The sequence below is a fragment of the Halomonas sp. DP3Y7-2 genome (assembly GCF_019800795.1).
GTDB lineage: Bacteria > Pseudomonadota > Gammaproteobacteria > Pseudomonadales > Halomonadaceae > Halomonas > Halomonas litopenaei_A.
Window position 1 is genome coordinate 197,743 of record NZ_JAHVKJ010000008.1, and the last position, 12,867, is coordinate 210,609.

The 12,867-nt window shown below is 63.5% G+C and carries 11 protein-coding genes; 9 read left to right on the plus strand and 2 right to left on the minus strand.

Features of this window, described 5'->3' with window-relative positions:
* Window positions 1–72: 72 nt before the first annotated feature.
* Window positions 73–3,582: a ribonuclease E gene (gene rne, locus KUV45_RS10740; protein WP_222163027.1), complete on the minus strand. Its 3,510-nt coding sequence runs from the start codon at window positions 3,580–3,582 to the stop codon at window positions 73–75.
* 567 nt (window positions 3,583–4,149) lie between these two features.
* On the opposite strand from rne, the gene KUV45_RS10745 reads away from it, so the two are divergent.
* The 4 genes from KUV45_RS10745 to sppA all read left to right on the plus strand — a co-directional run bounded on the left by KUV45_RS10745 (window position 4,150) and on the right by sppA (window position 8,376).
* The gene (locus tag KUV45_RS10745; protein ID WP_222163028.1) at window positions 4,150–5,097 is read left to right on the plus strand and encodes an RluA family pseudouridine synthase; all 948 of its coding nucleotides are present in this window, start codon (window positions 4,150–4,152) and stop codon (window positions 5,095–5,097) included.
* Window positions 5,098–5,258: 161 nt separating this feature from the next.
* Entirely contained in the window at window positions 5,259–6,494 is a 1,236-nt protein-coding gene (locus KUV45_RS10750; protein WP_222163029.1) for a bifunctional alpha/beta hydrolase/OsmC family protein, read from the plus strand.
* Window positions 6,495–6,558: 64 nt separating this feature from the next.
* Window positions 6,559–7,203 carry an HAD-IA family hydrolase gene (locus tag KUV45_RS10755; protein ID WP_206937379.1) on the plus strand — a complete coding sequence of 215 codons (645 nt, stop codon included), beginning with the start codon at window positions 6,559–6,561 and terminating at the stop codon, window positions 7,201–7,203.
* A gap of 120 nt (window positions 7,204–7,323) precedes the next feature.
* Window positions 7,324–8,376, plus strand: coding sequence for a signal peptide peptidase SppA (gene sppA / locus KUV45_RS10760; RefSeq protein ID WP_222163030.1), 1,053 nt, complete (start codon window positions 7,324–7,326; stop codon window positions 8,374–8,376).
* 117 nt (window positions 8,377–8,493) lie between these two features.
* Here sppA and KUV45_RS10765 read toward each other — a convergent pair whose 3' ends face one another.
* On the minus strand, window positions 8,494–9,084 hold the full coding sequence (locus KUV45_RS10765) for a nucleoside triphosphate pyrophosphatase (RefSeq protein WP_222163031.1): 591 nt from the start codon (window positions 9,082–9,084) through the stop codon (window positions 8,494–8,496).
* A 146-nt stretch (window positions 9,085–9,230) separates the two neighbouring features.
* On the opposite strand from KUV45_RS10765, the gene KUV45_RS10770 reads away from it, so the two are divergent.
* The 5 genes from KUV45_RS10770 to fabG all read left to right on the plus strand — a co-directional run bounded on the left by KUV45_RS10770 (window position 9,231) and on the right by fabG (window position 12,853).
* The gene (locus tag KUV45_RS10770) at window positions 9,231–9,764 is read left to right on the plus strand and encodes a YceD family protein (RefSeq protein WP_206937387.1); all 534 of its coding nucleotides are present in this window, start codon (window positions 9,231–9,233) and stop codon (window positions 9,762–9,764) included.
* Window positions 9,765–9,789: 25 nt separating this feature from the next.
* Window positions 9,790–9,960 (plus strand): 50S ribosomal protein L32, encoded by a 171-nt coding sequence (gene rpmF, locus KUV45_RS10775; RefSeq protein ID WP_010627954.1) that lies wholly within the window; start codon window positions 9,790–9,792, stop codon window positions 9,958–9,960.
* 33 nt (window positions 9,961–9,993) lie between these two features.
* Window positions 9,994–11,028 carry a phosphate acyltransferase PlsX gene (plsX, locus tag KUV45_RS10780; protein WP_222163032.1) on the plus strand — a complete coding sequence of 345 codons (1,035 nt, stop codon included), beginning with the start codon at window positions 9,994–9,996 and terminating at the stop codon, window positions 11,026–11,028.
* A gap of 49 nt (window positions 11,029–11,077) precedes the next feature.
* The gene (fabD, locus tag KUV45_RS10785; RefSeq protein ID WP_222163033.1) at window positions 11,078–12,031 is read left to right on the plus strand and encodes an ACP S-malonyltransferase; all 954 of its coding nucleotides are present in this window, start codon (window positions 11,078–11,080) and stop codon (window positions 12,029–12,031) included.
* A gap of 78 nt (window positions 12,032–12,109) precedes the next feature.
* Window positions 12,110–12,853: a 3-oxoacyl-ACP reductase FabG gene (gene fabG, locus KUV45_RS10790; RefSeq protein ID WP_206937425.1), complete on the plus strand. Its 744-nt coding sequence runs from the start codon at window positions 12,110–12,112 to the stop codon at window positions 12,851–12,853.
* Window positions 12,854–12,867 lie beyond the last annotated feature (14 nt).

Sequence of the window (12,867 nt, forward strand, 5' to 3'; positions counted from 1 at the left end):
GCACGGTGTCTATCACGTCTGCACAAAAAAACGCCCGCAGCCTTGGCTGCGGGCGTTTTTGGTTGGCCGAGACTAGACGTTGTGACTATCGCCCGTCTTGTCCTGGCTGGCAGCTACCGAGCCTGACTCACGCTTTCGCTGTTCGCGCGGGTCGTTGTGGGCACGGCGACGGCGGCGACGAGCAGGCTTGTCCGTCGCGCTGCTCTTGCTGTCGCTATCGTCTTCTGCCTTGGCTTCAGCTGTCGGGGCCTCAGCAGCCTTGCTCTCAGCTTCCGCCTTCGACTCTGCCGGCTTAGCATCAGCCGCCTTCGCTTCAGCCGTTTTGGTCTCGCTCGGCTTGGTCTCGCTCGGCTTGGGCTCGCTCGGCTTTGCTTCGGTCGGCTTGGACTCAGCAGGCTTTGACGCAACAGCCTTGCTGTCAGCTTCCGACTTGCCTTCCGTCGGCTTCGTTTCAGCCGCTTTGGACTCAGCAGGCTGGGCCTCGACAGCCTTGGACTCGGCAGGCTTGGACTCAACAGCCTTGCTGTCAGTCGCCGCCTTGGCTTCCGTCGGCTTCGCTTCAGCCGTCTTGGACTCAGCCGACTTGGTCTCGGCAGACTTTGACTCAGCCGACTTGGTCTCGGCGGGCTTGGACTCAACAGCCTTGCTGTCAGTCGCCACCTTGGCTTCCGTCGGCTTCGCTTCAGCCGTTTTGGACTCGGCAGGCTGGGCCTCGACAGCCTTGGTCTCGGCAGGCTTGGACTCAACAGCCTTGCTGTCAGTCGCCGCCTTGGCTTCCGTCGGCTTCACTTCCGCTGGCTTGGTCTCGGCAGACTTGGACTCAGCAGCCTTGGTTTCAGCCGCCTTGCTGTCAGCTTCCGCCTTGGTATCAGCTGGCTTGGCTTGCGTAGGCTTGGCTTCTGCCGCCTTGGTCTCAGTCGCCTTACTGTCAGCTTCCGCCTTGGCATCAGCTGGCTTAGCTTCGGTCGGCTTGGCTTCAGCAGGCTTGGCTTCAGCGGTCTTGCTGTCAGCTTGCTGCTTGGGATCCGCTGCCTTGGCGTCGGTGGGCTTGGCGTCTGCCGTCTTGGCGTCAGCAGCCTTGGACTCAGTCCCCGCCGGGGCGTTGACGTTCTGGTCGGCCTTAGTGGCTGGGGCCTTGGGAGCGTCAGTGGTGCCCGCTTCGGCTGACTGACCATGGTCGTCGCTAGCGGCAGCCTCTGCCTGCAGGCGCTGTTGCTCCTTTACGGCATCGGGATTGATCGCCTGCTTGCGGCTGCGATTACGCGGATTGTTGCGGGTGCGCTTGGGCTTGGTGTCCTTGGGTGCGTCGCTGGCAGCCGGGCCGTCAGCCTGAGCGGCGCTCTGGCTGTTCTTGGCCGTGCTGGGCTTGGCACTGGATGCCTTACTGTCGTCGCCCTTGCGAGACTCCTGCTGACGCGGCTCTTGCTGGCGTGACGCCTGCTGACGTCCGTCGTCGCGACGTGAGCGCTGACGGTTGTCGTTGCCATCGCTCTTGTCGTTACGGGTGTCGGCCTTGGGCTGACGACGATCCTGCTGGCGGCGGTCCTGACCACTGCTGTCACTGCGACGTTCCTGGCCGCTGTTGTCACTGCGACGGTCCTGGTTATCGCTGCGCCCGGCGCGTTGGCTGTTGCTCTGCTGGCGCTGGTTGGTCTGACCGTTGCTGCGACGATTGCGCTGACGTCCGCTGTCGCTACGCTGGCCGCCGTCAGAGCGCTGCTGCCGTTCGGAGGCGTTGGCGTTCGTCTTGCGCGTGTCGGAGCGAGCGCTGTCGCTGGTGTCTTCTTCGCCGCCGAGGAAGCGAGCGAAGCCTTTCACCAGGCGCCCAAACAGTCCCGCATTGTGCACGCCCGCCTGACTGGTATTGGCTGCCGGCTGGCGCTGCTGCCGCGCAGGGGTCTGGCGGCTGGCGCGCTGAGGCGCTGCCGGGCGCGCTTCCTTGGCCACTTCTTCCTCGTTGAGAGAAGCGGGGGCGGGAGCGTTATGCACGACGCTCTTCACCGCTGCCTCGGCGCGCTGCACCGGCTTGCCGAACGCAGCGTCGGGTTCCTTGCCGACCTCGGTGTCGGTGGACAGCTCGAAGCTGGAGGCGTGGGCGGTGCCTTCTTCATCGACGTGATCATCGCGCAGGCGCTGCACGTCGTAGTGCGGCGTATCCATGTCCGGGCTGGGCAGCACGACCACGCGCACGCCTTGACGACGCTCGATTTCGGCCAGTACGGCGCGCTTCTCGTTGAGCAGGTAGGTGGCTACCGGCACCGGCAGAATGGCGCGAATCTGCGCGCTGCGCTCCTTCATCGCCTCTTCTTCGATCAGGCGCATCACCGACAGCGACAGAGAGCGGACATCGCGGATAGTGCCCTGACCATCGCAGCGGGGACAGACCACGCCGCTGGTCTCGCCCAGAGAAGGGCGCAGGCGCTGGCGTGACATCTCCATCAAGCCAAAGCGTGAGATGCGTCCGATCTGGACCCGGGCGCGATCAAGCTTGAGGGCATCACGCGCGCGATTCTCGACCTCACGCTGATTGCGTGCGGGCCCCATGTCGATGAAGTCGATGACCACAAGGCCGCCGATGTCCCGCAGACGCAGCTGTCGTGCGATTTCGTCGGCAGCCTCGAGGTTGGTCTGCAGTGCGGTCTCTTCAATATCGCTGCCGCGGGTGGCCCGCGCCGAGTTGATGTCGATGGACACCAGCGCCTCGGTGTGATCGATGACGATGGACCCACCGGAGGGCAACTTGACCTCCCGCTCGTAGGCCGTCTCGATCTGTGACTCGATCTGGAAGCGGGAGAACAGCGGTACCTCATCGGCGTACAGCTTGATCTTCTGCTGATAGGAGGGCATCACCTGGCGAATGAAGGAGAGCGCTTCCTGGTGAACCTCGGGGCTGTCGATCAAGACCTCGCCGATGTCCTGGCGCAGGTAGTCGCGCATGGCACGAATGATGACGTTGGATTCGCGGTAGATCAGGAAAGGCGCAGAACGCTTGCCGGCCTCTTCGGTGATGGACTCCCACACCTGAACCAGATAGTCCAGATCCCACTGGAGTTCTTCCGGGGAGCGACCGATACCTGCGGTACGGACGATCAGGCCCATCTTGTCAGGCACGGTCAGCTGGCCCATGGCTTCCTTGAGCTGGGCACGTTCCTCGCCTTCGATGCGACGCGAGATACCGCCGGCGCGGGCATTGTTGGGCATGAGGACCAGGAAGCGGCCAGCCAGGCTGACAAAGGTGGTCAGTGCAGCACCCTTGTTGCCACGTTCTTCCTTGTCGACCTGAACGATGACTTCCTGGCCTTCCTTGAGGACTTCCTTGATGCTGGGACGTCCTGAGGGCTCCTTGATGAAGTACTCGCGAGCGATTTCCTTGAGCGGTAGGAAACCGTGTCGCTCGGCACCAAAGTCGACGAACGCCGCTTCGAGGGAGGGTTCCACGCGGGTGATCTTGCCGCGATAGATGTTGGCTTTTTTCTGTTCCCGGGCACCGGATTCGATGTCCAGGTCGTACAGGCGTTGTCCATCCACCAGGGCGACGCGCAGCTCTTCAGGCTGGGTCGCGTTGATGAGCATCCGTTTCATGTTGTCTCGCAAAATGGGCGCGCCGGAGGGCGCCCATTGGCAACGGCAATGGTGAACCGCTGGTGCAGCGTGCTTGTGCTCAGCGCATGTCGCGGAAGCTGCGCCCGGCCACGACATCCAGCTGCGATCGCCGTGGCATGATCATGTTGAGTACGGGGCGGAGGGAGAACGTGTCTCGGTGGGGCCTTGCCCATCCGGTCCTGCCGTCACCGCCAACACCTGGCATTCAATCGATTCACCGTTGCCGGCCTCCGGCACGGTGTTGTACGTCTCCCGACGACAGTGGAGGGCGACCACTCAGGGTGGAGGCATGTCCGTTGCGTCGGGCGTGATGTTGTCACCTTTACATCGGCGGCGGGATCTCTCAGGGATCGTCGCGGCCTCTGCGGTAAACGCTGTGTCAGTCACATTTCGCTCAGGCCTGCGTGTCTGTCGTGCAGGCGCTTGCTGGGATCAATCGGACCCGGGGAGCGAGAGGGCAATATAACAGTAATGCCAAGGGTCAGCAATTGGCGACAAGCTGCGCTAGAATGGCGTTTTAATGCGGGTTTCCAGTGGAGTGACAGCGTGGCCGAAGGGCGTGACGTACAGTGGGTGGAAGTGACCGAGGGCCAGGTCGGCCAGCGCGTCGATAACTTTTTGATGAGTCGGCTCAAGGGCGCGCCGCGCTCGCTGGTGTACCGGATCGTGCGCAAGGGCGAGGTGCGGGTCAACAAGAAGCGGGTGAAGGCGGACACGCGTCTGGCGCTGGGGGATCTGGTGCGTATCCCGCCGCTCAAGCTGGCGCCACAGGAGGCCGTGCGCGAGGTCAGTGACAACCTGCGCAACCTGCTGGCCGGCAGTGTGCTGTTGGAAGGGCCGGACTGGATGGTGCTGAACAAGCCCTCAGGGCTTGCCGTGCATGGAGGCAGTGGCGTCAAGATCGGCTTGATCGAGGCGCTCCGCCAGGTGCGGGAAGATCTGGATTTTCTTGAGCTGGTGCACCGACTGGACCGTGACACCTCCGGCTGCCTGCTGTTGGCCAAGTCGCGTCCTGCACTACTGTCACTCAACCAGTCCTTGAAGCAACACAAGATGAACAAGCAGTACCTGGCGCTGGTGGCCGGGCGCTGGCCCGCCCGACGTGACTTCGTGAGTGCACGCCTGGATCGCTACGACGCCGGCAATGGCGAGCGACGGGTGAGAGTCGATGCGGCGGGCAAGGTGGCGCGTACTCGTTTCGCCGTGCGCGAAACCTTTGCCGGTGCCACCCTGGTCGAGGCGGAGCCGATTACCGGTCGTACCCATCAGATTCGCGTGCATGCGACCCATGGCGGCCATCCATTGCTTGGTGATGACAAGTACGGCAGTCGTGAGGGTGCTCGCCTGAGTCGCGAACTGGGTCTTGAACGGCTGTTCTTGCACGCGGCGTCACTGACCTTTCCTGAGCCGACCAGTCAGCGTCCGGTGCAGATTCGGGCGCCGCTGGATGACGGTCTCGAGGCGGTGCTCGAGCGCGCGAGAAGGCGTCAATAAGCCAGCTGGAGGAGGTCTCAGGCGGCCTGCTGGCATGTCCTTCAGGGGTATCTCGCCTGCACACCTTTTTGTGGCGGTGGCTGCTGCCATGACCAACTCTTCGGGTAAGGAGTCAGCGCCTTGCGGCGACGACTCAGGACAGTCCCAGAGGAGAGATGGTGATGCGTGTGTTGAGCGAGAAGGTGACCTTTGCCGGTCAGGATGGACAGCGGCTGGCGGCGCGCCTGGATCGCCCTGAGGGCAGCGAGCCCCAAGCCGTGGCGATCTTTGCGCACTGTTTCACCTGCACCAAGGATATTCTTGCCGCCAAGCGTATCGCCGCCGGACTGGTATTGCGCGGCGTAGCGGTGCTGCGCTTTGACTTTACTGGGCTGGGACACTCCGAGGGTGAGTTCGCCAACACCCACTTTTCATCGAATGTCGACGACCTGTTGGCGGCCGCTGCTTATCTGGAGGGAATGGGCTTGGCGCCAGGACTGCTGGTCGGGCACTCCCTAGGCGGAGCCGCAGTGCTGGCGGCGGCGGGTCAGCTGCCGGCGGTGAAGGCGGTTGCGACCATCGGTGCTCCGTTCGATCCGGCCCATGTGCTGCATAACTTTGGCGCAAGTCTGGAGCTCATTGAGCGACAAGGCGAAGTCAAGCTGGAGCTGGCGGGTCGCCCCTTCACCATCCGCAAGACCTTTGTCGACGACCTGCGTGAGCAGCGCCAGCGTCAGCGTATCGAGGCGCTAGGGCGCCCCTTGCTGGTGTTGCATGCGCCGGGGGATGAGACCGTCGAGATCGAGAATGCCGCTGCGATATTCGGCGCCGCTCGCCATCCCCGCAGCTTTATCTCCCTGGATGATGCCGACCACCTGCTGACCCGGGCCGCCGACGCCGAGTACGCCGCCGAAGTGGTGGCCAGTTGGGCGTCCCGCTATCTGGGGCTGGTGGCGCCCAAGCCGCTACCGGGGGTGCCCGAAGGGACGACCCGGGTGTCCGAGGCGGACCCCGGCGGGTTTCGCCAGGATGTGCTGGCGGGGGCGCATCATCTGCTGGCGGACGAGCCGCTATCCTATGGCGGAACCAATCTGGGATTTACGCCGTATCAGCTGCTCGCGGCCGCCCTGGGCGCCTGCACGTCGATGACGGTGCGTAGCTATGCCAGGCGCAAGAAGCTGGCCCTCGATGATGTGACGGTGGATGTCAGTCACGACAAGATTCATGCCGTGGACTGTAGCGAATGCGAGGCGAGCGGTGGCAAAATCGACCGCTTCGAACGTGTTCTCCACCTTGCCGGTGCCTTGACCCAGGATGAGCGTGATGCGCTGCTGGCCATCGCCGACCGTTGTCCTGTACATCTCACCCTGGAAGGTCAGGCCCTGGTGGTCACTCGACTGGCGGGCGAACCCCGCTGAGCGGTGGCAGGACACGACCCATGCAGTGAGGGCTCCCCTGCGGTGCCCGCCGAGGAGCCATGTCTTGCGCTACGATCTGACCATATTTGATTGGGATGGCACCCTGATGGACTCCATCGCCCGCATCGTTTCCTGTATGCAGGCGGCGGCCCGAGAGGTCGAGTGGGGCGAGTTGGGTGCTGCCGAGGTGCGCAACATTATCGGTCTGGGGCTGCCTGAGGCGATCGCGACGCTATGCCCCGGCATCTCTCCCGACCACGCAGAAAGGCTGAAAGCGCGATACTCCTGGCACTTCGTCGAGGGAGATTCGACGCCGGTCACCTTCTATCCGGGGGTAGAGGCAGGGCTTGCTGAGCTCTCTCGGCAAGGCGCCTTGGCCGTGGCCACCGGCAAGAGCCGCAAGGGCTTGGATCGCATCTTCCGGCAAAGCGACACCGGGCGTTTCTTTGTGGGAAGCCGGACCGCCGATGAAACTCGCTCGAAGCCGCATCCGCAGATGCTGGAGGAGTTGCTCGCCGAGTGCGGCGTGCCGCCCGAGCGAGCGATCATGATCGGCGACACCGAATATGACATGGAAATGGCTCGGGCCATCGGCATGCCGCGTATGGCGGTCAGCTACGGTGTGCATGACGTGGCAAGGCTTGAGCGCACGCAGCCGGTGCTGATCGCTGATGACTTTGGTCAGGTGCTTGAGCACTTGCGCGGATAGTGGGATGGATCATCGGACGGCTAGCTGACGTCGTGGGTGCAATAGAGCGCCAGGTGGCGGTGATGACGAGTGGACAGCTTGTGCCGCTGTCTGGCTATCCAGAGTGTCGAGGAGTGAGATATGGCAAACACGCCCAAGGATGATCCCTGGACCGAGGGGGAGGAGTCAGTGCAGCCTGCTGCGCCAGAGCGCGGGGGGGATGACAATGCTGAGGTCCTGCGAGAGCGTCAGAGGCTGGCGCAGATCGAGAGCATGGATCGCTGGATACAGGGCGTGCTGGTCGAGCAGCGGCGTGGGCGGCGGTGGAAGCTGCTCTTTCGCTTTGCCTGGCTGCTGCTGGTGGCGGGCGTCATTGCATCGGTGTGGTATGCGTTGACGATGACACCCGACGAGGATGCCGTGCAGGGGGAGCACCTGGCGCTGGTCAGTGTCGAGGGCGTCATCGACAGCGAGTCACCGGCGAACGCCGAACGCCTGATTGAGGGTCTCGAGGCCGCGTGGGAGGCGCCGGATGCTCGCGCCATCGTGCTTCACATCAATAGTCCGGGCGGCAGTCCTGTACAGTCACAGCGGGTGTATCGGGCGATTACGGCGCTGCGTGAACAGGGGGACAAGCCGATCATTGCCGTGATCGAGGACCTCGGCGCAAGCGGTGCCTATTATATGGCGGCGGCTGCGGATGAAATTGTGGCGGCCCCGTCCAGCCTGGTGGGATCCATCGGTGTGATCTATGCCGGATTCGGGCTTGATCAAGTGATCGACGACCTCGGTGTCGAGCGTAGAGTGTTTACCGCGGGTGACAACAAGGCATTTCTCGACCCCTTCTCCGAAATGCGCCCTGATCAGCAGGTGTTCTGGCAGAACGTGCTTGATACGACCCATCAGCAGTTTATTGACGCGGTCAAGGCCGGTCGTGGCGAACGCCTTGCCGAAGACCCGAAGGTCTTCAGCGGGTTGATCTGGACCGGGGAGCAGGCCCTGGAGCTGGGCTTGGTGGACCGCCTCGGCACTCTCGATGATGAGGCTCGTCACTGGCTGGACGAGCCAGTCATCGAGGACTATACCCCCTCCCAGGACCCGCTGGACCGTCTGGCTCGCCGCTTTGGCGTGTCGCTGGCGCATTGGATGGGGTTGCCCCAGGCAGCGTCGCCGCTGCGCTACCAATTACCTTGAGCCACTGTGCTGTCAGCTGCCTTGAGCCGCGAGCGCTATGAGTTGCCGGGAGTCGTTGCCTGGCGTGTAACGCTGACCACAGAGCATGATCCGCTGCCTTTGCCTCAAGGGGGCGGGTCAGGGCGTCGCCAGCAACGGATCCGCGCCTGCCTCTCGCAGCCATCGGCAGAGCAGGATCAGAGGTAGCCCAATCAAGCTATTGGGGTCGTCTCCCTCGAGTCGTTCGAACAGGGTGATGCCGAGGCCCTCCATGCGGAAGCTGCCGGCGCACTGCAGGGGTTGCTCGCGCTCGACGTAGGCGTCAATCTCGGCGGCGCTGAGCTGCCTGAAGACAACGTCGAAGTGCTGGTGTCCTACCCAGTGTCGTTGGCGGGCGGTGTCGAGCAGGGCGAGGCCGGTGACGAAGCGCACGCGCTCGCCGGAGAACTGAGCCAGCTGAGCGCGCGCACGCTCTGCCGTATGGGGTTTGCCCAGGATCTTGTCGCCAAACACGGCGACCTGGTCGGAACCGATGATCAGGTGCGACGAATAGATGTCCGCCAGGGCCATGGCCTTGGCGGAGGATAGTCGCTGGACCAGGGTCGTGGGAGATTCCTGTGGGCGCGGGCTCTCGTCAATATCGGGGCTGGCCCAGGAGAAGGGCAAGCCCAGGCGCTCGAGCAGTTCGCGGCGCCAGGGTGAGCTGGAAGCCAGGACCAGAGGTGTCATGCCGTTTTCCTTGTCGACAGTGTGGGGTAAGGCCGAGGCGCGGCGGCGTTAACGCCGGGCGTGCCGCGGATGAAAGATGAAACATGGTAACCTATTGAGTACTGGGCTTTGACAGGGGGCAGACGAGTGCCTATCATTGCGCGCCTATGTTGACCTCACGATTGCCCGGCCGGGTCGAGCCCTATAAGCTCGCAGCCCAAGCCGAACACCTTGAAGGCCTGGTGGCACTGGCCGAAATGAGTCGCTTGACCGACGAAGTCGGCGCTCAGCAGGGCGATGCCAGCGCGTGGCTGGAATTCGCCATCGACGCCCAAGGGCGTCGGGTGATCCGGGGGCGCCTGGAGGCCGAATTGCAGCTGCCCTGTCGCCGCTGCCTCGAGCCCATGGCTCAACATGTCGCAAGCGACTTCCTGCTCGGGCTCGTCAGCAGTGACGACCTGGCCGCGGACCTGCCTAGCACCCATGAGCCGGTGCTGGTGGAAAATGAACAGCTGGATCTCCTGGGTGTGATCGAGGATGAACTGATCCTCAGTCTGCCCCAGGTGGTCTACCACGACGAGTCAGAGTGTCCTGTCTCGCGCGACCAGCTGAGCAGCGGGGCAGAGGCCGAAGTTTCGGAAGCGCCCTCTGGCAGCCCCTTTGACGTGCTCAAGCGCCTCAAGGGCAACACCGATACCTGATCGATATTTTGTGGAGTGATTTCCCATGGCAGTTCAACAGAACCGTAAGACTCGTTCCAAGCGCGGCATGCGTCGTAGCCACGACGCCCTGAGCGCGCCGACTCTGTCCCAGGACAAGGAAACTGGTACTACTCACCTGCGTCACCACGTGTCTCCGGACGGCTTCTACCGTGGTCGCAAGGTTGTCGACGTATAAGTCGACAACGGCTGATACTCGCTGGCCGCCGTAATGCGGATCGCCGTTGATGCCATGGGTGGGGACAAAGGTCCTCGCGCCACCGTGGCAGGCGCGGCCAGCGCTGTCATCGAAGACCCCCAGATCGATATCCAGCTGTTTGGCCCCAGGGCCCTGTTGGAAGATGAGATCTCACGCCTGCCGCGGCCTCTGGTCGCGGCGGCGTCGCATTTGCACCTCTGTGATGCCCCAGACGTCATCGCCGCCGACATGCGCGCCTCCCAGGCGCTGCGAAGCGGTGGCCGTTCGAGCATGGCGCGTATGCTGGAGAGTGTTGCAGCAGGTGATGCAGCGGTTGGGGTGAGTCCGGGCAACACCGGCGCTCTGATGGCGCTGTCGCGCCGAGCGCTGGGAATGGTGCCCGGCGTCCCGAGGCCTGCCATCAGCACCGCCATCCCGACGCGGGATGATGGGCGCTGTTATTTGCTTGACCTGGGTGCCAATGTCGATGTTTCGGCAGAGCGATTGGTGGACTTTGCCCTGATGGGCGATATTATGGCCCGCCACGTTGATGGCCTGGTCGCCCCGAGGATCGCGCTGTTGAATGTCGGCGTTGAATCCACGAAGGGTTCTGCCGTGGTCCAGGACGCTGATGCCATGCTGCGACAGCTGCCTGGGCTCAACTATCTGGGGTTTATAGAGGGCGATGGCGTGTTTGCCGGCGAGGCAGACGTCGTGGTCTGCGATGGCTTTGTCGGCAATGTGCTGCTCAAGGCCAGCGAAGGGCTGGCCAAGATGCTGGTAAGGCGCGTTCAAGCCACCTTCGAGGCGCACTGGGGTAGTCGCCTGGTGGGACTGCTGGCGCGCCCAGCCCTTAAACGATTGAAGAGCGAACTGGATCCCGTTCGCTACAATGGCGCCAGTCTGCTTGGGCTGGCCGGGATCGTGATCAAGAGTCATGGCAGCTGTGACGCCCAGGGCTTTCACTACGCCCTGAGACGCGCGTCCCAGGAGGTGCGCCGTGACTTGCCGAGCCGGCTGCACGCCGAGCTCGACCATCGTCGTTTGGCACGGACGCGCACCCGCTGAGGGTGGGCGTGGTGCCGGGCGGCAGCCAACAAGAGCATAGGTGATCAAGATGACACAACCGCTTGCCCTCATCTTCCCTGGGCAGGGGTCGCAACAGATCGGCATGCTGCGCGATCTCGCCGAACGCTACAGCGTGGTGAGAACCACCTTCGAGGAAGCCTCCGAGGCACTGGGCTATGACCTTTGGCAGGTGGTCCAGGAGGGGCCGGAAGAGTCGCTGAATGCAACGGCATGCACGCAGCCAGCGCTGCTGGCATCCAGCGTGGCCATCTGGCGTGTCTGGCAGGAGCTTGAAGGGCCTCGCCCCGGTGCCATGGCTGGCCACAGTCTCGGCGAGTACAGCGCCATGGTGTGCGCGGGAGCGCTGCCGTTTGCAGAAGGTATTCGTCTCGTGCGTCTGCGCGGCGAGGCCATGCAGCAGGCGGTGCCTGCGGGGCAGGGCGCCATGGCGGCCATTCTTGGGCTGGACGACGCTGCGGTAGAGCAGGCCTGTGCGTCCGCCGCTGAAGGCGACGTGGTCTCGGCGGTCAACTACAATGCACCCGGTCAGGTGGTGATTGCGGGCAGCAAGGCGGCCGTAGAGCGTGCCATTGCGGCGTGTCAGGAGGCTGGGGCAAAGCGCGCTATGCCGCTGCCGGTGTCCGTGCCGTCTCACTGTGACTTGATGCGCCCTGCGGCCGAAAAGCTCGAGCAGGCCTTGGCCGAGGTCGAGTTGAAGGCGCCCCGCTATACCGTGATCCAGAACGTGGATGCGCAGGCTCACGCGGACGTGGCGACGCTGCGCACGCGGCTGGTCGAGCAGCTGTATCAGCCGGTGCGCTGGGTCTCCTGTGTCGAGAAGATGGTGGCGGATGGCGCTGATGTCTTTATCGAGTGCGGGCCTGGCAAGGTGCTGACAGGGCTGAACAAGCGCATTTCTCGCGGTACGCGCGGGCTGGCGGTGAATGACCCCGACAGCCTTGCCGCGGCGCTTGAGCTGGCGCGTGAGGTGCCCGCGGTTTGACGGTGGCTGACGCCATGACGCGTCGCCTTTTGGCCCGGCAAGAAGCCGGGCAGCAATGACCAAGCAATGGAAGTGACCATGACAACCGAGCCTAGAGTCGCCCTGATCACCGGAGCCAGTCGCGGGATTGGCCGAGCCATTGCCCACGAGCTGGGTCGGCAGGGTCGCATTGTGATTGGCACCGCCACGTCTGATGCTGGTGCAGACCGCATCGACGCGGACCTCAAGGAGCAGGGCATTCAGGGGGCGGGCCGCCGCCTGGACGTGACCGACATGGCCAGCATCGAAGCTCTGATGAAGTCCATCAATGACGAATTCGGTGCGCCGACGATCCTGATCAACAATGCTGGCATCACCCGTGACAACCTGCTGATGCGCATGAAAGAGGATGAATGGGACGGCGTGCTGGATGCCAACCTGAAGTCCGTCTATCGTCTCAGCAAGGCCTGCCTGCGCGGCATGAGCAAGGCTCGCTGGGGGCGTATCGTGTCGATCAGCTCCGTGGTGGCCACCATGGGCAACGCCGGTCAAAGCAACTATGCTGCCGCGAAGGCTGGCATGGAAGGGTTTACTCGCGCCCTGGCGCGTGAGGTGGCATCTCGGGATATCACGGTCAACGCCGTGGCGCCGGGCTTCATTGCCACTGACATGACCGATGCACTGTCTGACGAGCAGCAGGACAAGCTCAAGGGGCAGGTGCCATTGGCTCGTCTGGGCAAACCCGAAGAGATCGCTGCTGCGGTAGGCTTCTTGACCAGTGAGGGCGCAGGCTATATCACTGGTGAAACCCTGCACGTCAATGGCGGCATGAACATGCGTTAAATGCACGCTCTGCG